Origin of the sequence: Photobacterium lipolyticum (assembly GCF_003026475.1) — a bacterium.
Taxonomy (GTDB): domain Bacteria; phylum Pseudomonadota; class Gammaproteobacteria; order Enterobacterales; family Vibrionaceae; genus Photobacterium; species Photobacterium lipolyticum.
In genome coordinates this window covers 158,489-182,800 of record NZ_PYMC01000001.1, presented here as the reverse complement: position 1 = coordinate 182,800, position 24,312 = coordinate 158,489, and the positions used below count along the sequence as shown (strand labels likewise).

The 24,312-nt window shown below is 47.2% G+C and carries 17 protein-coding genes; 14 read left to right on the top strand and 3 right to left on the bottom strand.

Translation table 11 applies throughout. The features are described 5' to 3' along the window. The first annotated feature begins 87 nt into the window (after positions 1-87). From C9I89_RS00750 to kdsB, 5 genes are all read left to right on the top strand, one after another. Positions 88-2,430: a DNA internalization-related competence protein ComEC/Rec2 gene (locus C9I89_RS00750; protein ID WP_107281434.1), complete on the top strand. Its 2,343-nt coding sequence runs from the start codon at positions 88-90 to the stop codon at positions 2,428-2,430. Positions 2,431-2,552: 122 nt separating this feature from the next. After that, positions 2,553-4,310, top strand: coding sequence for a lipid A ABC transporter ATP-binding protein/permease MsbA (gene msbA, locus C9I89_RS00745; RefSeq protein ID WP_107281829.1), 1,758 nt, complete (start codon positions 2,553-2,555; stop codon positions 4,308-4,310). After that, the gene (gene lpxK, locus C9I89_RS00740) at positions 4,310-5,344 is read left to right on the top strand and encodes a tetraacyldisaccharide 4'-kinase (protein WP_107281433.1); all 1,035 of its coding nucleotides are present in this window, start codon (positions 4,310-4,312) and stop codon (positions 5,342-5,344) included. Before msbA ends, lpxK begins: the two co-directional genes overlap by 1 nt. Then, on the top strand, positions 5,325-5,504 hold the full coding sequence (locus C9I89_RS00735; protein WP_107281432.1) for a Trm112 family protein: 180 nt from the start codon (positions 5,325-5,327) through the stop codon (positions 5,502-5,504). The genes lpxK and C9I89_RS00735 overlap by 20 nt, the downstream gene beginning before the upstream one ends. After that, positions 5,504-6,250, top strand: coding sequence for a 3-deoxy-manno-octulosonate cytidylyltransferase (kdsB, locus tag C9I89_RS00730; RefSeq protein WP_107281431.1), 747 nt, complete (start codon positions 5,504-5,506; stop codon positions 6,248-6,250). Before C9I89_RS00735 ends, kdsB begins: the two co-directional genes overlap by 1 nt. Positions 6,251-6,336: 86 nt before the next feature. On the opposite strand, the gene elyC is transcribed toward kdsB, so the two are convergent. Beyond that, positions 6,337-7,182 (bottom strand): envelope biogenesis factor ElyC, encoded by an 846-nt coding sequence (gene elyC / locus C9I89_RS00725; RefSeq protein WP_107281430.1) that lies wholly within the window; start codon positions 7,180-7,182, stop codon positions 6,337-6,339. Positions 7,183-7,302: 120 nt separating this feature from the next. On the opposite strand from elyC, the gene cmoM reads away from it, so the two are divergent. From cmoM to torA, 9 genes are all read left to right on the top strand, one after another. Then, on the top strand, positions 7,303-8,079 hold the full coding sequence (gene cmoM, locus C9I89_RS00720) for a tRNA uridine 5-oxyacetic acid(34) methyltransferase CmoM (protein WP_107281429.1): 777 nt from the start codon (positions 7,303-7,305) through the stop codon (positions 8,077-8,079). A 31-nt stretch (positions 8,080-8,110) separates the two neighbouring features. Next, positions 8,111-9,433, top strand: coding sequence for a chromosome partition protein MukF (gene mukF / locus C9I89_RS00715; RefSeq protein WP_107281428.1), 1,323 nt, complete (start codon positions 8,111-8,113; stop codon positions 9,431-9,433). Then, a complete protein-coding gene (mukE, locus tag C9I89_RS00710; RefSeq protein WP_107281427.1) occupies positions 9,414-10,139 on the top strand; it encodes a chromosome partition protein MukE in 726 nt (241 codons plus the stop codon). Before mukF ends, mukE begins: the two co-directional genes overlap by 20 nt. Then, the gene (gene mukB / locus C9I89_RS00705; protein WP_107281426.1) at positions 10,139-14,599 is read left to right on the top strand and encodes a chromosome partition protein MukB; all 4,461 of its coding nucleotides are present in this window, start codon (positions 10,139-10,141) and stop codon (positions 14,597-14,599) included. Before mukE ends, mukB begins: the two co-directional genes overlap by 1 nt. A 283-nt stretch (positions 14,600-14,882) precedes the next feature. After that, entirely contained in the window at positions 14,883-15,890 is a 1,008-nt protein-coding gene (locus C9I89_RS00700; protein WP_107281425.1) for a hypothetical protein, read from the top strand. Between the two features lie 328 nt (positions 15,891-16,218). Then, positions 16,219-17,010 (top strand): tetratricopeptide repeat protein, encoded by a 792-nt coding sequence (locus C9I89_RS00695; protein ID WP_107281424.1) that lies wholly within the window; start codon positions 16,219-16,221, stop codon positions 17,008-17,010. 160 nt (positions 17,011-17,170) lie between these two features. Further along, positions 17,171-17,344 carry a periplasmic nitrate reductase, NapE protein gene (locus C9I89_RS00690; RefSeq protein WP_107281423.1) on the top strand — a complete coding sequence of 58 codons (174 nt, stop codon included), beginning with the start codon at positions 17,171-17,173 and terminating at the stop codon, positions 17,342-17,344. 36 nt (positions 17,345-17,380) lie between these two features. Then, entirely contained in the window at positions 17,381-18,565 is a 1,185-nt protein-coding gene (gene torC / locus C9I89_RS00685) for a pentaheme c-type cytochrome TorC (RefSeq protein ID WP_107281422.1), read from the top strand. Positions 18,566-18,592: 27 nt separating this feature from the next. After that, positions 18,593-21,070 carry a trimethylamine-N-oxide reductase TorA gene (gene torA, locus C9I89_RS00680; RefSeq protein ID WP_107281421.1) on the top strand — a complete coding sequence of 826 codons (2,478 nt, stop codon included), beginning with the start codon at positions 18,593-18,595 and terminating at the stop codon, positions 21,068-21,070. 132 nt (positions 21,071-21,202) lie between these two features. Here torA and C9I89_RS00675 read toward each other — a convergent pair whose 3' ends face one another. Next, a complete protein-coding gene (locus tag C9I89_RS00675) occupies positions 21,203-22,888 on the bottom strand; it encodes an NAD-dependent malic enzyme (protein ID WP_107281420.1) in 1,686 nt (561 codons plus the stop codon). Positions 22,889-22,973: 85 nt separating this feature from the next. Continuing rightward, the gene (locus C9I89_RS00670) at positions 22,974-24,161 is read right to left on the bottom strand and encodes a dicarboxylate/amino acid:cation symporter (protein WP_107281419.1); all 1,188 of its coding nucleotides are present in this window, start codon (positions 24,159-24,161) and stop codon (positions 22,974-22,976) included. Positions 24,162-24,312 lie beyond the last annotated feature (151 nt).

Sequence of the window (24,312 nt, the reverse complement as noted above, 5' to 3'; positions counted from 1 at the left end):
CATATGTTCTTAAAAGCAAAGGTTTTTGAAAGCAATGATTTTAAAACTAACGGTTTTAAAAGTTACGGTATCTAAGGCAATACAGGGGTGAATCAAGCAGCCGCTGGTATTGCTTTGGGGCTTTTATCACTTCATTGGTGGCTCTTTATTCCAGGGTTCTTTTGGTTTATTACAGCCCTGATGATAGCAGGTGTAGTTTCTTACTATTCGCGAACCCGTTTGTTGATCTGGGCCACTGTTGGCGCTCTTTTGGCTGGTTTGTCAGCAATTAGCTATTCAGCTGCGGTAAAAACAATACCTGTTGAACCCGGAAATATTACCATAGTTGGCCAGGTTAGCAGCCTTTTAAATGAAAAGATCCCCAGTACAAAAATAGATTTCATTATTGTATCGCTTAATACGCAGCCAGTCCCCTTTTTCTACCCTCTGCGGGTGCGCCTTGACTGGCCGCAAGCTCCTGAATTGAAACAGGGTGAAACCTGGCAACTCAGGGTGAAATTGCGCCGTCCCTACGGGCGTTTAAATAGCGCCGGATTTGATGCCGAACAGTACTATGTCGGCCATGGATTTCATGGACGGGGTACGGTGAAATCAGGTCATAAATTAACACCAGCTTATGTCCGTGAAGTCGATCATTCCTATGACTCACGAACCCTGAGGCAGCAAGTTTTTGATCGGGCGATGGTCGTATTGGCTGATAAACGTCATATGTCGTATCTGATCGCTTTGGGGTTTGGCGTCAGGGATGCATTAGGTGAGCAAGACTGGTTGCGCCTTCGCGACAGTGGGTTAGCACATCTGATGGCTATCTCTGGTTTGCATATTGGTCTGGCAATGCTGCTTGGCTGGGGGCTGGGAAGTAAAGTGAAAGCGCTGCTGCCAGAGCGCAATTGCTTCGTCTGGTTACCGCTATGGTGCGGTTTATGGAGTGCATTCGGCTATGCATGGCTGGCGGGGTTTAGTTTACCGACCCAGCGCGCCTTGCTGATGAGTAGCATAGTGATGGTGTTAATCCGGTTTCGGGCACAGTGGGCTGGCTGGCAAGTGTTTATCGTAGCCTTGGCAAGTTGTTTAGTGCTAAACCCATTGGGATCGTATGCTGCAGGTTTTTGGATGTCGTTCGCCGCCGTGATGATTTTATATCTGGCTAATCTCAGCGGTATGCGGACTCAGCCATCGGCAGCACAAACACGGGCCTTGTGGTGGAGCAAAGTGAAGGTGCTTGCCCTGCTGCAATGCGCATTGCTGGTTTTTATGCTGCCGCTACAGTGGCAGTGGTTTGGCGGGGTTTCTCTTTTTGCCCCGGTTATTAATTTTTTTGCGGTGCCCTGGGTGAGCATCTTAACGGTACCACTGGTGTTAGCTGCTATCTCGACATTATGGTGGCCGGGGCTGTCAAATCTATTCTGGCTACTCGCCGATCTAACGCTTTACCCGGTGATGTGGTTAGCTGATTTATCAGCAGGAACCTGGTGGGCAGTATCATCACGATGGTTGCCATATATCTGGGGGATTATGGTGGGATCGCTGCTGTTATGGTTCCTGCCATGGCGGTCATTTAAGTGGCTGCATCTTTCGGTAATACTGGTTATTACCAGCTGGCGCGCCGAGCTATTTGTTCAGTCTGCAGTGCCGGAGACATTAGCATCGGACTGGAAGATAGAGATGCTTGATGTCGGACACGGTCTTGCGATACTGATCGAACGTAATGATAAGGCTGTCTTGTATGATACCGGTGAGAGGTGGGAACAAGGCAGTATTGCATCAGCTGTCATAGAACCTGTATTGCGTGACAAAGGCATTTATCAACTCGACGGACTTATTTTAAGTCATGCTGATGGCGATCACGCTGGTGGTGCGAGGCAAGTGATAAAGCGGTTACAACCGGGCTGGAAGAGAAGCAGTGATTATCGAGATGGTTTTCTTGCCTGTATAAAAGATACTCAGTGGCAATGGGAAGGCTTAGACTTTATCGTGCTTTGGCCGCCGAAAAGGGTCTCGCGTGCTGCCAATCCACATTCGTGTGTGATCCAGGTCAGCGATCAGGCAATCAGCCAAACAATGCCGACGACAGTGCTGTTTACCGGGGATATTGATGCAATATCTGAATTGTTGCTGGCTCGTCAGGCGCCAGATCTAAAGCCCGATATTATGTTTGTTCCTCATCATGGCAGTACGACTTCCTCGACGGAAACCTGGTTAGCGGGCATGTCGCCTGATTATGCATTGGTTTCCGTCGCAAAACATAATCCCTGGCAGCTACCATCCGAAGAGGTAAAGCAGCGGTTTCTTGCAAAAGGAACAACCTGGCTAAACACCGCACAAACAGGGCAGGTATCAATAACAATTAATAGTGGTGAACTTGATGTTCAGCGATACCGGCAAGATGTTTCTGATTCCTGGTATCGACGTTTATTTTATTCCGAGTAAATACAGATGATTAATGGCTGTACAAAAATTAGCCGGGTCAAGCATAGATGTTTTAACTTATTTGGCGCATTCGCCGGTTAGGAGTAGAATAGGCGGAATTGTTTTTAAAAAAACTGGTTTTCATGACGCAATCTACAGAACAGTCTACCTTGGATACATATAAGCGACTCTGGCCATATATCAGCATTTATAAGGCCGGCTTAACGGTCGCGGTCGTTGCACTTATTATTAATGCACTGGGTGATACCCTGATGCTTTCGATGATAAAGCCGCTTCTTGATGAAAGTTTTGGCGGCTTTGATCAGATAGAGTCAGATTTCCTAACCATGATGCCATTTTATTTAGTTGGATTAATGTTCCTGCGTGGTCTCAGTGGTTTTGTTTCGACTTACTGCCTGTCCTGGGTCTCCGGCAATGTGGTGATGAATTTGCGTCGCCAATTGTTCAACCATTTTATGAAAATGCCTGTCAGCTTCTTTGACAAAGAATCGTCAGGTGCGCTCCTTTCTCGTATTACCTATGACTCAGAGCAAGTTGCAGCTGCCACCAGTAGTGCATTAGTGAGTATGGTACGTGAAGGAGCGTCAATCATCGGTTTGATGGCTTTGATGTTCTGGAACAGCTGGCAGCTGTCCGCCATCTTGCTGGTTATTGCACCTGTTGTTGCAATCAGCATTCGGGTGGTATCAAAGCGTTTCCGTAAAATTTCCAAAAATATGCAAGATGCAATGGGATCCGTCACATCCTCTGCCGAGCAAATGCTGAAGGGCCATAAAGTTGTATTAAGTTATGGTGGCCAGCAGGTTGAGAGTTCACGTTTTGATGCCGTGAGCAACCGTATGCGCCAGCAGACCATGAAGCTGGTATCTGCTCAGGCGACGGCCAATCCGATCATTCAGCTTATTGCATCGCTTGCGCTGGTTGTGGTTCTTGTATTAGCGAATTCAGAGTCTTTGCGGGCAGAGTTAACCCCAGGTACTTTTGCGGTTGTTTTCGGTGCTATGTTTGGCTTAATGCGTCCATTGAAAGCCCTTACTAACGTCACATCACAATTCCAGCGTGGTATGGCGGCCTGTCAGACCCTGTTTGAGCTGATGGATCTGGACGCTGAAAAAGATAACGGGAAGTATCAGGTTGAGCGTGCGAAAGGTGATATTGAAGCGAAAAATGTCACCTTTACCTACCCAACCAAAGATACACCGGCATTGCGCAATATAAGCTTCACACTTCCTGCGGGTAAGACTCTAGCCCTAGTCGGGCGTTCCGGTTCCGGTAAAAGTACCATTGCCAACTTGCTGACCCGTTTTTATGATATTGATTCTGGCGAGCTTTGCTTAGACGGTCACGATGTCTGTGACTATAAACTGTCGAACCTGCGTGATCAGGTCGCGGTTGTCTCGCAAAATGTTCATCTGTTTAACGATACCATCGCCAACAATATCGCCTATGCCAGTGGTGATAAGTATAGCCAAGCTGATATTGAAAAGGCTGCTGAACTGGCTTACGCGATGGACTTCATCAAAGACATGGATAAAGGGCTTGATACCGTTATTGGTGAAAATGGTGTCAGTCTTTCTGGCGGTCAGCGCCAGCGTTTAGCGATTGCGCGTGCGTTACTGCGTAACGCGCCTGTGTTGATCCTTGATGAGGCGACTTCTGCACTCGATACTGAATCGGAGCGTGCCATTCAGTCGGCGCTGGATGAGCTGCAAAAAGATCGTACCGTACTGGTGATTGCCCACCGTCTGTCGACGATTGAAAATGCCGACCAAATTCTGGTTGTTGATGACGGTGAAATTATTGAACGTGGTACACACGCCGAACTGATTGAACATGATGGTGCTTACGCCCAACTTCATCGCATTCAATTTGGTGACTAATGGCTACGCTCATTGAAAAAATCTGGTTCCAGCACCACCCTCGCGGGCTGTTGTTGCTATTAGTTGTGTTGTTGTGGCCGCTATTGTGGCCGCTAAGTAAACTGTTTGGCTTGATCAGTCAGCGACGCCGTATGCAGTATCAATCCGGTCAGAAAACATCATATCGCGCCCCCCTGCCCATTGTTGTGGTGGGCAATATTACCGCAGGTGGCAATGGTAAAACTCCGGTTGTTATCTGGCTGGTGGAGCAATTGCAGGCCCAAGGGCTGAAACCCGGTGTGGTGTCCCGTGGTTATGGTGGAAAAGCACCGTATTACCCATATTTCGTAACGGAACAGACCTCAACCGATATTGCGGGTGATGAGCCGGTATTAATCAGCCGCAGAACAGGGGCACCTGTTGCCGTTTCGCCAAAGCGAGCTGAAGCGGTAAAAATGCTGCTTGAACATGATGTCGACGTCATTATTACCGATGATGGTTTGCAGCATTACGCCTTAGCGCGAGACATTGAAATTGTCGTCATTGATGGTCAGCGCCGCTTCGGTAATCAGCAGCTGATCCCGTTGGGGCCGCTACGTGAAACCTGTGCAAGATTAACAGACGTTGATTTTCTGATTTGCAATGGTGGCCAGGCTCAGGCCAGTGAAGCACCGATGCAACTTAAGCCGTCACAGCTCATTAATCTGAAAACCGGAGCGCGTTGCGCCGTAACAGAGCTGGAAGATATTGTTGCAATGGCCGGAATAGGCCATCCGCCACGTTTCTTCAACACATTGAATGAGCTGGGAGTGAACCCTGTTCATTGTCAGCCTTTTGCCGATCATCAGGCATTTTCAGAAAATGGATTAAACCAATTGGCCCAGCAGGGGCAACATTTAGTAATGACAGAGAAAGATGCGGTGAAATGCCACACTTTCGCACAATCAAATTGGTGGTATTTACCTGTAGACGCAGTGCTGCCCGAATTTGATGCGCAAGCCATTATTAACCGGATTATTGAGGTAAAGGAAGAGTATGGATCATCGTCTGCTTGAAATCGTGGCCTGCCCAGTTTGTAAAGGCAAGTTGAACTACGATAAAGATAAGAGTGAACTGGTTTGCAAGTTCGATCGCCTTGCTTATGCAATTAAGGATGGCATTCCTGTGTTGCTGGAAGTAGAAGCTCGTACGCTAAGTTCTGACGAGGTTAAATAATGTCATTTACGGTTATCATTCCGGCTCGTTATCAGTCGACCCGCTTGCCTGGTAAACCATTGGCTGATATTGGCGGTAAGCCAATGATTCAGTGGGTTTATGAGCAAGCAAGCAAAGCCGGTGCCGACCAGGTTATTGTGGCAACCGATGATCAGCGCATTGTTGATGCGGTGAAAGGTTTCGGTGGTGAAGTGTGTCTGACCCGTGCCGACCATGAGTCCGGTACCGAGCGTTTGGCTGAAGTTGTCGCGAAGTATCAATTGGCTGATGACCACATCGTGGTTAACGTGCAGGGTGATGAACCGTTGATCCCTGATACGATCATTCGTCAGGTGGCTGATAACCTTGCTAATAACAGTGCGCCAATGGCGACACTGGCCGTTGAGATAGATCAACCTGATGAAGTCTTTAACCCAAATGCGGTGAAAGTTGTAACGGATAAAGATGGGTATGCGCTGTATTTCAGTCGTGCATCGATCCCCTGGGACCGTGATAACTACGCCAAACAACCACAAGAAATTCATCATAATCTGATGCGTCATATTGGGATCTATGCGTACCGGGCCGGCTTTATTAATACCTATATTAACTGGGAGCCAAGTGCACTGGAAAAAATTGAAGCGTTAGAGCAGCTTCGTGTACTTTGGTACGGTGAAAAAATCCATGTTGATGTCGCTATTGATGCGCCGCCAGCAGGTGTCGATACGCCGGAAGATCTTGAAAAAGTCAGGGCATTACTCGGTTAGGTGACAGATAAAAAAGGCCATCCGAACGGATGGCCTTTTTTATTTCTGTCATGGAAAGAGCTGGCTGCTTTTGCTTTAAAGCTGAGCTAAGGCGTCTGTATCTCTGCTTCATCCAATAACATTTCAGCCGGACTGTCAGTGGAGTGTTGGTCGGCTTCTCTTTTTTCTGTACTCGATGCCATATTACGCAGCTGTTGCCACCATTGCCCCATGGTCTCATGCCAGTAACGTTCTGTTTGTTCGAGATATTGTGCTTTTGGCGCGTATCTAACCCACGGTTGCTTAATCTTATTGCTCGCTAGGAAATTGGTTGGTGCAGGGGTTGGATTCAAACCTGCCTGTTTAAATTCGTATAATGCGCGCGACATATGGCTGGCAGAGGTGACAAGCACCATTTTCTTACTGCCAACAACCGATGCCGCCTGGAAGGCTTCTTCCCAGGTATCACGAGCTGTTTCCAGCAGTAAAATATCCGTTTTGTTGACCCCTAACGCGAGTGCGGCTTTTGCCATCATTCGAGCCTGGCTTATCCCGGTACCGCCGCCATAGCCAGACAGGATGAGCTTTGAGTCCGGGAATAAACGATAGATCCGTATCCCCTCGGCCAGACGCATTAAGGCCGTGCGGGAAAGTTCCGATGTGATCGGCATCGCCTTATCGATAACATGGCCACTACCGAGTACCATGATGTAGTTGACGGGGGTTGAAGACGGAACAAATGGTTGGTGTTCACGCTCCAGCGGCCTTAGCAGACTGGTAGTAACCGGCTGGAAGGACACCAGGAAGATACCCAAAAAAGCAAAAGCAATAAAACAGGATGCGAGAGCTTTTCGTCGGGTAAACCATAATACCAATAGCCCGATGAACCCGAGAATGAGCATCGCGGGCAAGGGCATGAGTAAAGCAGATATCATTTTTTTTAGTTCAAACATGCAATGTAGTCCGAAATTTCAGCAGTTGAGCTTGAAAAAGCATCACAAGCCTTTATTCCTTTAACGCTTGTGAGAAAATAAGCCTCATTTTTAGAATCGCCATCATAGCGTAAAGCAGACGTGATTGAAGATCGAAATTTTGATGATTTATCGCAAAAATTTGCGAAAAACATTTATGGAACTGCCAAAGGGCAGATCCGCCAGACAGTCGTCTGGCAAGACATAGAGCAGATTCTTGCTGTGCTCAATGAAGCAACACCGCTACGCATCTTGGATGCCGGCGGTGGGATTGGGCAATTGTCACAAAAAATCGCCCAGCGAGGTCATCACGTCACTTTATGTGATCTTTCTGGTGAAATGCTGAAATTAGCAGAGCAAGAAATTGCTAAAAAGGATCTGCTTGAGCAATATCGTCTGGTTCATTGTCCGGTGCAACAGATAGGCGAGCATCTTGAACAGCCTGTTGACCTGGTGCTATTTCATGCCGTCATGGAATGGTTGGCAGATCCAATCGCTGCGCTTGAGGCGTTACTAGAACAAGTAAAACCTGGCGGGGTTATCTCAGTCATGTTTTATAACTACAACGGCTTGTTATTTAAAAATCTTGTTTGTGGAAATTTGACGCACATCGAAGAAGGAATGCCTCATCGGAAGCGTTTTAAATTACAGCCGCAGCAAGGTATCAAGCCTGAAGAGGTGTATAGTTGTCTAGAAAAATCAGGGTTAACGATTTTAGGCAAAACGGGCGTACGTACCTTTCACGACTATATGCAAAACCATATGGTCGGTGATTACAGTTTTGAACAAGTTCTTGAGATGGAGCAGCAGCTTTGTCGTCAGGAACCCTATTTGTCTCTTGGCCGCTACATTCACGTGTATGCCCAGAAGCCTTATTAAGAAAATGATATGACAGCAATAAGGACAACGGATGAGTGAAGTATCCCAGACCGTTCCTGAGTTGGTTAACTGGGTTAAGCAACATGACTTTGCGCTTAACCTACCAACCGAGCGGCTGGCGTTCTTGTTGGCGATTGCGGTATTAAGCGGCGATCGCTTTGATGAAGAATTAGGGGAAAGCGAGCTGGTTGATGCGTTCCGCATCGTGAGCGATATGTTCGATCAGTCGAAGGAAACCCTGGCCTTTCGTGCCAATAACGCCATAAATGAACTGGTACGCCAGCGCCTAATTACGCGTTTTACCAGTGAAGTTACTGACGGTGCCAGTATTTACCGTCTGAGCCCGCTTGCCTTGGGCATTACCGATTACTACATCCGCCAGCGCGAATATTCGACGCTGAAATTGTCGATCCAGTTAGCCATGGTGGCCGATGAAATTAACAAAGCGGCTCAGGCAGCAAAAGAGGGCGGTGATGAAAAACATTGGCGCCAGGACGTTTTCGCAGTACTGAAGTATTCGGTTGCTGAAATTTTCGATCGAATCGATTTAAACCAGCGCACCATGGATGAACAACAGCAACAAGTGAAAACCGATATTGCTGAGCTGTTAAACCAGGACTGGCGTGCGGCGATTACCAGTTGTGAAAGCCTGCTGAACGAAACGTCCAGTACGCTGCGAGAACTGCAAGATACTTTGCAGGCTGCAGGTGATCAATTGCAGAGTCAGTTACTGGCGATCCAGGAAGAAGTGCAGGGTAACCCGGAGTTAGATTTCATTGATGGAATGATCTTCATTCTGCAGATGAAGTTAGATCGCATCATTAACTGGGGTCAGCAAGCGATTGATTTGTGGATTGGTTATGACCGTCATGTGCATAAATTTATTCGAACCGCGATCGACATGGATAAAAACCGGGCCTTCAGTCAGCGTTTACGTCAGTCTGTGACCGACTATTTCGATGATCCGTGGTTACTGACCTATGCCGATGCAGATCGCTTACTGGATATGCGTGATGAAGCCTTGATATTACGTGATGATGAGGTCATGGGTATCGTGCCGGAAGAGATGGAATTTGAAGAACTCAGCCTCGTCAATGATCAGCTTGCCGAACAGGTTGCCGAGATGCTACAAGCCCATAAAGCGACAGGTGCAGCCATTAATTTGAGTCTGCTTCTGAAAGATTATTTGGCTCAACACCCATACGCGCAACATTTTGATTTAGCGCGAATTGTGATTGATCAGGCAGTACGACTCGGTTACTCAGAATCGGATTTCAATGCGATTCAGCCTGATTGGGAAGCGATTAATGAATACGGAGCCAAGGTACAAGCCAATGTCATCGATAAATATTGAAGAATTCATGCCTGAAAAGTTGGCAAAAGCAATTGCTAACCCACTTTTTCCGGCGCTGGATAATGCGCTTCGTTCTGGACGCCATATTTCCAGCGAAGATTTAGACAACCATGCTTTGTTGATTGAATTTGAACAAGAGCTGGGTATGTTCTACCGCCGCTACAATGCGGAACTGGTACGCGCGCCAGAAGGTTTTTTATATCTGCGTCCGCGTTCAACCTCACTAATCAGCCGCTCGGTTCTGTCTGAAATTGACATGCTGGTGGGTAAAGTGCTGTGTTTCCTTTACCTCAGCCCTGAGCGCCTGGCCCATGAAGGGATTTTTACCAATCAGGAGATGTTCGAAGAGTTACTGGCACTGGCTGATGAGAACAAGCTGATGAAGCTGGTGACTAACCGTGCGAGTGGTTCTGACTTAGATCGCGAAAAACTGTACGACAAAGTGAAAACCTCACTCCGTCGCCTTCGTCGTATCGGCATGATCATCCCAATTGGTGAAAATGGTAAATTCCGGATCAGTGAGGCGGTATTCCGTTTTGGTGCTGATGTACGTACCGGCGATGATGTCCGTGAAGCTCAGCTGCGTCTGATCCGTGATGGTGAAGCCGTTGTTCACCAGCAAGAGCCAAGCCAGTCAAGCTTGCTAGATGGTACAGAACAACAAGAATTAGAAACCGAGTACGCAGGACTGGAGGGCGAAGCCTAATGGAACGCGGTAAGTATCAATCGCTCACAATGGTCAACTGGAACGGTTTTTTTGCCCGTACTTTTGATATTGATAATCTGGTAACCACTTTATCCGGCGGTAATGGTGCGGGTAAATCCACTACCATGGCAGCATTTATTACCACCCTGATCCCCGATCAGAGCCTGCTTCACTTCCGTAATACCACGGAAGCGGGTAGTTCGAATGCTTCACGTGATAAAGGCCTGCACGGTAAATTGAAACCCGGCGCATGTTATGCGGCCCTTGATGTGGTTAACTCGAAAAAGCAGCGCATTGTTTTTGCAGTGAAATTGCAGCAAGTGGCTGGTCGCGACAAAAAAGTCGATATTAAGCCGTTTATCATTCAAGGCTTACCATCACATATTAAGCCAACCGAGTTGTTGGTTGAAACCTTGTCTGAAAACCAGGCTCGTGTTCGCCAAATTAACGAAGTAAAAGAAATCGTTAGCGAACATGAAGGTGTGCAGTTCAAAGCATTTAGCTCGGTAACCGATTACCATGTCCAAATGTTTGAGTTCGGTGTATTACCGAAGAAGCTACGTAACAGCCAGGATCGCTCTAAGTTCTACCGTTTGATTGAAGCGTCACTTTACGGGGGGATTTCCAGTGCCATTACCCGCTCCCTACGTGACTACCTGTTGCCACAGAATACCGGTGTTAAGAAAGCCTTTCAGGATATGGAAGCGGCATTGCGTGAAAACCGTATGACGCTGGAAGCAATTAAGCTGACACAAAGCGACCGTGATCTGTTTAAGCACCTGATCACCGAAGCGACCAATTACGTGGCAGCAGATTATATGCGCCATGCCAACGAGCGTCGTCAGAAGCTGGAAAAAACACTTAGTCTGCGGGGCGAACTATTAGGTTCACGCCAGATCTTAGACGATCAGCAAAAATCGCTGATCAATATGACCGGCGAACTTGATGAGCTGACAGAGCGCGAAGGGGCGCTGGAGCAGGATCATCAGGCGGCTTCTGATCATCTGCAACTCGTGCAAACGGCAGTTCGTCAGCAAGAAAAGATCGAGCGTTATAAAGAAGATCTTGAAGAGCTGACAGAACGTCTTGAAGAGCAAGTAATGGTGGTGGAAGAAGCTGCTGAACAACTTGCGATGACGGAAGAACAGGCACAGCTGACGGAAGAAGAAGTTGATAGCCTGAAAACCCAGCTGGCTGATTATCAGCAAGCGCTGGATATGCAGCAAACACGGGCACTGCAGTATCAGCAGGCTGTTCAGGCGCTTGAAAAAGCCCGTCAGCTTTCAGGTGATGATGAGCTTCTTGCTGATAACGCACCCGCAGTGCTTTCTCAATTGAAGCAGCAGCAAGAGTTACAAACAACCGCATTGCTGGCACTGAAACATAAGTTAGATATGTCATCAGCTGCGGCGCAGCAGTTTGATAAAGGCCTGCAGATTGTGACCACGATCGCCGGTGTGATTGATCGTGCGACGGCGGGTAACAAAGCGCGCGAACTGATTGCCCGTGCCCGTCAGCTTAGTACCGTTGCTGAACGTGGTGAGCAGCTCAAGGCACAGTATCGCGATCTTGAGCGTAGTGTTCACAATCAACGCCAGGCAACAGAACTGGCTGCAACCTATAACAAGCGTTTTGCCACGGCAATTGACAGTGAGCTGGCGCTGGTTGAAGAGCAGGCGCGTCACGAAGCGACGCTGGAAAGCCTGGAGCAAGAACAGGATCTGCTGGTTGAACAACGCAGCGACCTGCGCCGTCATGAGCAAACGTTGGCTGCACAGATCAAAACGCTGGAAGCGACGGCACCGGCATGGTTCACCGCATCTGACGCATTAGAAAAGCTGGCGGAACAGTCTGAATTAGAGTTGTTCGATAGCCAGGCCGTGATGAACGCCATGCAGGTGACGCTGGATAAAGAGCGTACAGCGTCAGCAAACCGTGACCAGCTGGCTGCGCGTAAACAGCAGCTTGAAGAGAGCATTGAACGCCTTGCACAGCCGGGTGGCAGTGATGATTCACGTCTGAGTGGACTGGCTGAGACCTTAGGTGGCAGCCTGCTTTCAGAAATCTATGATGATATTACTCTGGCAGATGCGCCGTATTTTAGTGCGATGTATGGCCCGTCACGTCACGCCATCGTCGTTCCCGATCTGAAAGGCATCAAAGAGAAATTGAGCGCCCTGGATGATTGCCCGGATGATCTGTATATCATCGAAGGTGATGTCGATTCATTTGATGACAGTGGTTTTGATGTCGACGAGTTGGATGGCGCGGTATGCGTTCATCTTAATGATCGCCAGTTACGTTATTCGCGTTTTCCTAAAGTGCCGCTGTTTGGCCGTGCTGCCCGTGAGCAACGTCTGGAACAGCTGCGTGACGAACGTGAGCAAGTTGTCGAAAATCATGCAAAAGCCGCATTTGATTCGCAAAAACTGCAGCGCCTGTACCAGAGCTTCAATAGCTTTGTGGCAACCCATATGGGCGTGGCCTTCAATGCCGATCCTGAAGCGCAGCTGAAAGTCGCTCGTGACCAGCGTAATCAGGTTGTACGCCAACTGACCGATGTGGATGCCAAAGAGCAGCAGCAACGTAGCCAACTTGTCGCTGCACGTGAAGGTTTAGCATTATTGGGTAAACTGAATCCGGTCGTTAACCTGCTGGAAGATGAGACCTTAACCGAACGTTTCGCCGACGTTGAGCAACAGTTGTCGCACCTTGATGAAGCGCGTAATTATCTTGACCGTCACGGTAAGGCAATTACTGAGCTAGAAGGTCTGGTCTCTGCCCTAGATGCCGATCCTGAGCAATTTGATGCCCTGCAAGCAAATTATGTTGAAGCGGATAGCGCCCTTCAACGACTGAAAACCCAGATGTTTGCGGTTGCTGATTTGGTTGAGCGTCGTCACCACTTCGGTTACGCCGATTCTGTTGAGTTGCTCAATAAGAGCTCAGAGCTGAATGAACAGCTGAAAGCGAAATTAGTTGCAGCAGAACGTGAACGTACACGCTGCCGTGAAAGCCTGAAACAAGCGCGTGCTCAGGCGAACCAGTACAACCAGCTATTTGCATCCCTGAAGAGTTCGCACCAGGCAAAACAGGAAACGGTTCAGGAATTTGAACGTGAACTGCTAGAGCTGGGTGTTCGTGCCGATCTCGAAGCAGAAGAGCGGGCACGTGTACGTCGAGATGAACTGACTGAGCGCCTGCATAGCTCACGTGCTCGTCGTAGCCAGCTGGAAAAAGCGCTCACATCCATCGAGCTTGAAATGAAAGGCTTGATGAAGCGCCTGCGCAAAGTCGGTAAAGATTACCAGGATATCCGTAAGCTGGTGGTGAATGCCAAAGCGGGCTGGTGTGCAGTACTGCGTCTGGCGCGCGAAAGTGATGTTGAACGCCGCTTGCACCGCCGTGAAATGGCGTATATGTCTGCCGATGAACTGCGTTCGCTGTCAGATAAATCACTGGGTGCTCTGCGTCTTGCTGTTGCTAATAACGAAGATCTGCGGGATGCATTACGTGCATCAGAAGATGTGTCTCGTCCGGAGCGAAAAGTACTATTCTATATCGCAGTGTATCAGCACCTTCGCGAACGGATCCGTCATGATATTATTCGTACCGATGATCCGGTTGAAGCAATCGAAGAGATGGAAGTGGAACTGGCTCGTCTGACTGAAGAACTGACAGCGCGTGAACAGCGTCTGGCAATCAGCTCTGATTCTGTCGCTAATATCATTCGTAAAACAATCCAGCGTGAACAGAACCGCATTCGGATGCTGAACCAGGGCTTGCAAAATATTGGCTTTGGTCAGGTCAATGGTGTGCGACTGAACGTGAAGGTACGGGATACCCACGAATCATTACTGACAGGTCTGGCTGAACAGCAAGATCAGCATCAGGATTTGTTCGGTAATAACCGCCTGACGTTCTCTGAAGCCATTGCGAAGCTGTTCCAGCGCCTGAATCCGCATATCGAAATGGGCCAGCGCTCACCACAGATCATGGGTGAAGAGCTATTGGATTACCGTAGCTATTTGGAACTGAGCATTGAAGTTAACCGCGGTACAGACGGTTGGCTACAAGCAGAATCGGGCGCATTATCAACAGGTGAAGCGATCGGTACCGGTCAGGCAATCCTGCTGATGGTAATACAGAGCTGGGAAGAAGAATCTCGTCGTCTGCGTGGTAAAGACATCATCCCATGTCGTCTGCTGTTCCTTGATGAAGCGGCCCGCCTGGATGGCAAATCAATCGCCACCTTATTCGAGTTGTGTGATCGTCTTGATATGCAGTTATTGATTGCGGCACCAGAAAATATCAGTCCTGAAAAAGGCACCACCTACAAGCTGGTACGTAAGATCTTTAAAGATCGCGAACACGTACATGTGGTGGGTCTGCGTGGATTTGGTCAAGAGGTTAAGCCTCAACTCAATATTCAGGAAATGCTAGAATTGGATCCTGCATAATCCCAATCTGTTCAATATGATTATCTGTTAACGCGGTAATTTACAATCAAGGCCAGTATGATTTCGTTAAAACGGATCGACTGGCCTTTTTTATTTACGGCCTGGCGTAACCTAAAGATATGTCAGCATAACTCGGACAATTTTGTCTTGAGAGTAAGATCCCTTTCTCAATAGTTAATAACACCTTCGATAAATATTTGGCGCTCTGATTAGCTCCTAAAATTTTAGTGTTGGATTCGGCCATCCAACATGACTATTTTCACATTGTCGTAGGGGTGATGACATGAAAAAAATAATTTTAATGGTGCTCACCATGTTTGTGGTGGCAGGATGTGGCGGCTCTTCTGGAGATACGGAACTAGATTTAACACTTTCAAGCTCAGATACAGGTGAGCCGGGTTTGGTATCTGATCCGGTGCCAATATCTGTTGATGTGGTAGTACCGCCGACAGAAGTCCCAGATCAAGATGAATTACAGGCTTGTATTGCAATTGATGCTATCAGCGTGACAGATTTAGCGGGAACGGTTACAGAGTGGACAACAAGAAGTATGAATGATCCTGAGGGCATTAATAATAATTCTCAGCAATGCATACCGGCGGATTCCGAAATTCCTATTGATAGTGACGGCTATCCTAAGTTTATTGTGATAGATCTTCATGATTTGACAGGTATCGATATTGTTCAGTTGCTGACAGATCAGTTGGTTACGGCTGGAGAATATACCAGTATGTCACTCTCTATTCTTCAAGGAAGCTACGGTGACTTTTATGATACGCCATATTGTCATATCGGTAACTTAGTTGATAAACACAAGATGGAAATTGCTGATGAACTGACTTTTGATGGTTTAAATATTAATATTGATGTGCCAACAACTTATACAATGTCATTTGATCTCAGAAGCATGTTGCAGTTAATTGAAAATGTTTATTACATGAAAAATCAAGGATTGAGTTTAGTCGACAATTCACTGGCGGGTGTCATTTACGGGGATGTTGATCCAGCAACATGCGACACTTCAGATAATGCTTATGTATATCTTTATCACACAGACGGTTCCGGTTATGGTGATTTAGGTTCTATAAATGCGCCAGTGAAGACTGCCAAGGTCATCGATAATAAATATTCAATGAAATATGTCCCTGAGGGTACGTATGACGTTGTATTGGCGTGTAATGCTTCGGTAGATCTACCGAATCAAATTGATTTAGATATCGATTTAGATGCAGAATCTATGCATGAAGATCAGTCTGTACATGGTGGTGAAGAGTACTACAAACCTTTCTAATATTTTTCTGCCATATAAAATCAAAGCCGATGAACCTTGAGAGTTTGTCGGCTTTTCGTCACGAGCATGAGGCGATTGTTGATAGTTTGTTCAGTAATAGGTCAGTTGACATATGCCAGTATAACGATACTAAGCTAGATCTACCTCTCATTATTAAGAATGTGCTACACACTTTCATCTGCGATAACATCCTGACCAAACTATAAATAACGCGTTTTGTCAGCGAAGTCAGTCATATCTGCCTATATCTTTCTGGTTGTTTTTTAATCGCCGCTTATATAAATTCTATTCCAACACCAGTTAGCCCCCTTTTGAAAGAGACCTTTTTATGCAAGCTGTTATGACTCTGAAAAAATTCACCCTCAGTGCCGTATTTGGCTTGGCTGTTACGGGGTACAGTATTTCTACTGCCACCGCTTCAGTGACGACCTCCCCGGCCAATCACCTGCTTTCTACACTTAAATACGTTGAACTGGAAGCAGAGCAGGGTGATACAAACATGCAACTGTTTCTTGGGCGTGCATATCTTGAAGGCTCTAACGGCTTAAAATCGGACACCTTGAAAGGCTTGTACTGGTTGCAAAAAGCTGCCGTTGATATGCCAGAAGTGAAAACAATGATTGGTGACTTGTTCAAAGCCGGTCAGGTGTTGCCAAAAGATTCTTCACAGGCAGTAGAGTGGTATACAAAAGCGGCTGAAGAAGGTTCAGTGCCTGCAATGGTTGAACTCGGGGGGTATTATGCTTCGGGTGCTTCTGGTCAGGTTGACTGCGCGAATGCAATTAAATGGTTCAATGAAGCAGCAAATGGCGGCTCATTGGAATCGAAGCGTAACTTAGTTTGGTTGTATGCGACCTGTTCTGATGCACGTGTGCGTGATGGTCAGCGGGCACTAAAATTGGCAAAGCAAGTGTTGAGTCGTAGCGGAACCGGAGATGCTGGTGACTATGATAATCTGGCAGCGGCCTACGCGGCATGCGGAGAATTCAGAGCGGCTGTGAAGGCGGAGCAAGAAGCCATTGGTAAATTGGAAAACACAAATACGCAACGTTTTGTAAAATTCGAACAGCGTTTAGAGTTATATAAACAGAGCCAGACAATGTACAACGCATCACTATAATAAATCGATTGTCTATTTAGTATCAGAGAAAGGAGCCGAAAGGCTCCTTTCTTATTTTTGCGACGATAGTTTTTTAAAACAATTCTGGCGTTTAACTATACTGTCAGGCATGGCAGCCCCTTTAGGTTTTAAGGGGGATAACAGTAATAGGATGTCAGCAATGAGAAACTCTGATGCGGTAGAAGAAAAAGAACGAGCTAAATATGAGTGGGGCTCCTTCTTATTTATCGCCGTCTGCCTGTTCCCTATTCTTGCAGTTGCATTAGTTGGTGGCTACGGTTTTCTTATCTGGGCAATCCAGGTTTTCTTTCTCGGTCCTCCTGGTCACGGCTAAATCAAAATCACGGCCAATGAAAACAGGTAGGTTATTATGATGAGTTTGATAAAAAAGCTGTGGGCTACCTTTTGGCGTCCTGCAGTGCATATTAGTTTGGGCGTATTAACCCTGGGTGGCTTTATTGCCGGAGTGCTTTTCTGGGGTGGATTTAACACTGCCCTGGAAATGACCAACACCGAAAAATTTTGTATTGGTTGTCATGAAATGCGCGACAACGTCTATGAAGAGCTGCAATCAACGGTGCATTGGTCGAATCGTTCGGGGGTTAGGGCGACTTGTCCGGACTGCCATGTTCCCCATAACTGGACCGATAAAATTGCGCGCAAAATGCAAGCCAGCAAAGAAGTTTTTGGTTCTATTTTTGGCACCATTAATACCCGCGAAAAGTTTCTGGAAAAACGTTTAGAGCTGGCACAGCATGAGTGGAAGCGGTTTTCGTCGAATAAATCGCTGGAATGCAAGAATTGCCACGATTACGACAGTTTGAATTGGGAAGAGATGTCGAGCCTTGCCAATGTACAGATGAAGCAGGCCGCCGAGCGTGATCAGAGCTGTATTGACTGTCATAAAGGCATTGCTCACCAGCTACCCGCCGATATGGAAAGTTCCGGTGGAATGATTTCCCAATTGGTTCAGCAATCTTCCAGTACAAGCTTTAGCGCCGGAGAAACCTATTACAGCGTGCGTCATTTGCCGATATATGAAGACGAAGCGTTAACCGTTGATGGCGGCCTGTTGAATCCCGCTTCTGCGATTAAGGTTGCAGCCGTCACCGAGAAGGCGATACAGGTCGAGCTAGCCGGCTGGCGCAAAATGAAAGGATTCGGGCGGGTAATTAATGAAGACTTTGGTTTTAATATTTCAACTGCGGCGTTGAGTAAAGAGACTGCCCAGAATGATAGCCTGGTAGAACAATTTGAACAAAAAGAAGACGAACTGACGGGGCTTCCTTGGCAGCGTGTAACGGTGAAGCTCTGGATGTCGAAAGATTCATTAATTGATGATGTTCAAGTCATCTGGGATGAAGCGAAATCTGCTTACAATACCAACTGTAGTGTGTGCCATACCCAACCGGCTGAAAATCACTTTGACGCCAATACCTGGCCTGGTATGTACGACGGAATGCAAGCGTTTGTTAACTTCGATCATGACAGTCAAGCCTTGGTATTGAAATACCTACAAAAACACTCGTCAGATTTTTCTGACGCAGGCCATTAAGGTGACAGAGTAAGCGAGGGATTTAATATGTCTCTGAGTCGACGTAAATTTTTAAAAGGGTTGGCCACAACAAGCGCTGCGTCTGTCATCGGGCCGGGTTTGTTAATGTCAGCGGCTAAAGCCGCAACAGAAGCGGCAGGTGATCAAGCTAGCGGTATCTGGAAGGTCTCAGGCTCGCACTGGGGCGCTTTTCGGGCTCGTATTTATAATGGCAAAGTGGCTGAAATTAAACCATTAGAGCTGGATAAGCATCCGACGGAGATGATCAACGGGATCAAGGGAATTATTTATAATCCGTCGCGGGTACGTTACCCGATGGTTCGCCTTGATTGGCTGAAAAAGCATAAATACAGTGGTGAAACCCGGGGTAATAATCGCTTTGTTCGGGTGACATGGGATGAAGCATTGGATCTGTTTTATCAGGAGCTGGAACGCGTACAGAAAGATTACGGCCCGTGGGCATTGCATGCCGGCCAGACCGGTTGGCGTCAGACCGGTCAGTTCCACAGTTGTACCAGCCATATGCAACGTGCAGTGGGTATGCACGGCAACTATATTACCAAAGTGGGTGACTACTCGACGGGTGCCGGTCAGACTATTCTTCCGTATGTCCTTGGTTCAACCGAAGTCTATGCGCAAGGTACGTCCTGGTCAGAAATTCTGGATAACAGTAAGAATATTATCTTATGGGCGTGCGATCCAAACAAGAACCTGCAAGTTGGCTGGAACTGTGAAACTCATGAATCGTTTGCTTACCTGGAACTGCTGAAAGAGAAAGTTGCGGAAGGAATAATCAACGTTGTTTCTGTTGATCCGGTTAAAAATAAAACTCAACGTTATTTGGCTAATGAGCATCTTTATATTAACCCGCAGACTGATGTGGCGTTTATGCTGGCGTTGGCGCATACCTTATATAAAGAAGATCTGTACGATAAGAATTTTATTAAGACTTACTGCTTAGGGTTTGAGGATTTTGTCCCATACCTAGTAGGTGAGAGTAAAGATAAAATAGAGAAAACGCCGGAATGGGCAGCTGAAATTTGTGGTATATCGGCTGACAAGATCCGCGAATTTGCGCGGATGTTGGTGGCTGAACGCACTCAGCTCCTGTTTGGCTGGGCTGTTCAACGTCAGCAACATGGTGAGCAGCCCTACTGGATGGGGGCTGTGCTAGCTGCAATGATTGGCCAGATTGGTCTGCCTGGTGGCGGGGTCTCTTATGGTCACCACTACAGCTCTATTGGTGTACCTTCGACCGGTTTTGCTGCACCGGGTGGTTTCCCTCGTAACGTCGACCAAGGCCAGAAGCCTAAATGGGATAATGACGACTTCAAGGGTTACAGCCGTACGATCCCTGTCGCGCGCTGGGTGGATTGTCTGCTGGAGCCGGGTAAAGAAATTCGTTACAACGGCTCAAAAGTGAAACTACCGGATTACAAAATGATGGTGGTGAGTGGGAACAATCCATGGCATCACCACCAGGATCGTAATCGAATGAAAAAAGCGTTTCAGAAGCTGCAAACTGTTGTCACCATTGAGTTTGCCTGGACCGCGACCTGTCGCTTCTCTGATATCGTCCTGCCTGCCTGTACCCAGTTCGAACGTAATGACATTGATGTTTATGGTTCATACAGTGGTCGTGGCCTGCTTGCGATGCACAAGCTGGTTGACCCACTGTTTCAGTCAAAAACGGATTTCGAGATCTTTACAGAATTAAGCCGCCGTTTCGGCCGCCATAAAGAATACACCCGTGGTATGGACGAAATGGAATGGGTACGTTCACTCTATGCCGACTGTCGTAACGCTAATAAAGGCAAGTTTGAGATGCCTGAGTTTGACGTGTTCTGGGAAAAGGGGGTACTTGATTTTGGTGGTGGTAAACCCTGGGTTCGTCATGCTGACTTCCGTGAAGATCCGGAAATCAATGCATTAGGTACACCATCTGGCTTTGTTGAAATTTTCAGCCGTAAAATCGACCGTTTTGGTTATGAACAGTGCCAGGGCCATCCAATGTGGTTCGAGAAGAGCGAGCGATCTCATGGTGGTCCCGGCTCAGATAAACATCCGTTCTGGCTGCAGTCTTGTCACCCGGATAAGCGTTTGCACTCGCAGATGTGTGAATCTGATGAGTTCCGTGAGACTTATACGGTACAGGGCCGTGAGCCGATTTATATCAATCCGGCAGATGCCGCAGCAAAAGGGATCAAGAATGGTGACCTGGTTCGCGTATTTAACGACCGTGGTCAGCTATTAGCCGGCGCCGTACTCTCTGATAGCTATGCCCCTGGTGTGGTGCGCATCGAAGAAGGTGCGTGGTATGGCCCACTGAATGAAAAGGTGGGTGCTATCGATACTTACGGTGATCCGAATACGCTCACTCAGGATATTGCGTCATCAGAACTGGCTCAGGCAACCAGTGCTAACACCTGTAATGTAGATCTTGAGAAGTTCAGCGGTGACGTGCCGCCAGTGACATCGTTTGGCGGGCCGCTTTATGACAGTTAGATAAGCTTTGGCACAAATGGCTTGGGGCGTAAAAAATGTTCCAAGCCATTTTGTCAGCTGTTGACAGGCCCTTAAAAACCCAAAAAATACCAATCTGAATAATGTGGGGGCATTAATCAGACTGGTATAAATTTACAGTGCGGTTCTTTTGTATTTTAAGTATTCAGGTTTCCAGAAAAAACTGTCAATTTTTTCCAGCAACTGTTCATCTGTACGTTGCGGCGCTTTATATTGTTCAATGGCTTTTTTGGCCACAGCCATAGCAATATGGCGAGAAACCTGTTGGATCTCTTGTAGCGGCGGCAATAAAGCCCCTTTACCATGGCGGGCAAGTGGAGAACATTCGGCTAAAGCACGGCTGCTCTCCATCAACATTTCATCGGTGACACGGGTAGCGCCAGATGCCAGCACACCAAGACCTATGCCGGGGAAAATATAACTGTTGTTACATTGCGCGATTGGATAGGTTTTTTCAGCAAAAATAACTGGGTCGAACGGACTGCCTGTAGCAATTAGCGCGTCGCCTTCTGTCCAGCGAATAATGTCGGACGGCGTGCCCTCGACACGGCTGGTGGGGTTTGACAACGGCAAGACAATCGGACGCTTGCAATGTGCATGCATCTCTGTGATCACCTCTTGGCTGAATAGACCGGGAACCCCCGAAACGCCGATCAAAACCGTTGGCTTGGCATTGCGCATCACATCCAATAACGAGATATTACCGGTTTCATTCCATTGAGTGACGAGGGCGTTTCTCTGGACTAACTTTTTCTGGAAGTCGAGCAGATTCTGCATGTCGTCGGTCAGTAGTCCCCAGCGGTCAACCATAAAGACACGTTCGCGTGCAGCACTATCACTTAGCCCTTCGGCGATCATCTGTGCCACAATGGCTTCAGCAATTCCGCATCCGGCCGATCCTGCACCGACAAAGGTAATGCGTTGTTCGGAAAGCTTTGAACCGGCGGCCTTACAGGCGGCAAGTAAGCTGCCGACGGTAACAGCGGCTGTTCCCTGAATGTCATCATTAAAACAGCAAACTTTATCCTTATAGCGTTTGAGCAGAGGCATGGCATTTTTCTGAGCAAAATCTTCGAACTGGATTAATGCATTCGGCCAGCGGCTCTTTACGGCCTGAATGAATTCTTCTACAAAGTCATCATACTCCTGCCCGGTAATGCGCGGGTGGCGCCATCCCATATACATAGGGTCTGATAATAGTTGAGTATTATTGGTGCCAACATCCAATACGATTGGCAATGTGTTGGCAGGATTGATGCCACCACAAGCGGTATATAGAGCCAGTTTTCCGATAGGAATACCCATGCCGCCAATGCCTTGGTCGCCTAAGCCAAGAATACGCTCGCCATCGGTAATAACGATAATTTTCACATCCTGACGGGCTGCGTTGTTTAAGATATCAACGATGTTGCCTTTATCGGGATAGCCAAGGAACAGGCCGCGGCCGCGACGATATATATTGGAAAATTTCTCGCAGGCTGCACCCACCGTCGGGGTATAAATGATTGGCATCATCTCTTCGATATGATTATCAATCAAACGATAGTAGAGAGTCTCGTTAGTGTCTTGAATATTGCGTAGGTAGATATGCTTATCCATATCATCATTGAAAGTTTGGTATTGGCTGTATGCTCTTTCTTCTTGCTCGGTAATGGACTCGATTGTTGCTGGCAGCAGTCCCATCAGGCTGAAGTTTTGTCTCTCCTCCGGCGAAAATGCACTGCCTTTATTGAGCAGGGCATTTTCTAGCAGGGTTGGACCGGCATAGGGAAGGTATAACGTTTTATTATTTTCGTACATTTAGCAACTCATCCAGTTTATCTTTAAAAAAAGAGTTGCCCTGAAACAACTCTTATTGATATTCAATGAATCAAATTAAGCTTGGTTAGATAGTCTCTTCTGCCAGCTCTAATCCTTCTTCAGCATCTGCTGTCTCGGCAGACATCTTGTCAATCAACAGGGCAATCACGCCATCGCCGGTTACATTACAGGCGGTACCAAAACTGTCTTGCGCTAGGTGAAGAACAATTTGCAGTGCAATCATTTCTTCGGTAAAGCCCAGCATTGAGCCAAGCAAGCCGACAGAAGCCATGACGGCACCACCTGGCGCACCCGGTGCCGCAACCATAGTGATACCTAACATGGCGATAAACGGCAGGGCTTCGAGCAGGCTAGGTACAGGACCTGCACCGGTCATAAGAATGACGGCTACCGCAACACTGGCGATACTGATCACCGAGCCTGACATGTGGATGTTGGCACACAATGGCACGACGAAATTGGCAATTGAACTTGATACGCCATTGCGTTTAGTTTGTTGCAAAGTGACCGGAACGGTCGCGGCGGAAGACATAGTACCAACAGCGGTAAAGTAGGCTGGCATCATGGTACGAAGGATCTTTAGCGGAGATTGCTGTATGGCGATACCTGTAGTGACAAACTGGAAGGTCAACCAAACCCAGTGCATCGCGATGACAGCAATGAGCACTAGGCTAAAGGTTTGCAAGGTAGCAAATACGGTGCCTTTTACCGTCATATCGGCAAAGACGCCAGCGATATAAAACGGCAGTGCCGGGATGATGACTTTATTTAAGAACAACTCAATGATATCACGGCCCTGATCGCTTAATTTTTTCAGGTGTTCCGAACCCATACTTGAGATGCCGAGACCAAAAATGAAGGCAATGGTCAATGCCGTCATTATATTCATGATTGGTGGGATCTGAAGTGCTAAAAATGGCGCGAGAGCGGTTTTGGCCTCGGGCAGTTGGCCTGCACCATCAAGCAAAATAGGGAACAGGCTTTTTGCGACCAAGAACGCAAGAATACCGGCGCCGAGAGTCGACATATAAGATAGACCAACGGTCTTTCCGAGTAATTTTCCGGAGTTTTTGGGCAGGCTTGCTATACCGCTGGTGACATAGAAGAGAATTAATAAGGGGATGGTAAATTTAATTAACTGGCTAACTAAATACTTTACCGTGATCAGTCCTTGAATAAGGACATCTGGTGCAAACATACCCATCAGTATGCCCACTAATATTCCACACAATAATTTAACGATTAAGTTCATTTTATTGACCTTTAATTTTATTAGGATACGAGTTTCTTATAATAATATATTCACTTGTTTCTAATTTGGATTGAACGGTTAATATTGAATCTATTTGTATGTGTATTGCTCATTGCACTTGTTAACACAATGGTATTGTTGTTTTTAATAA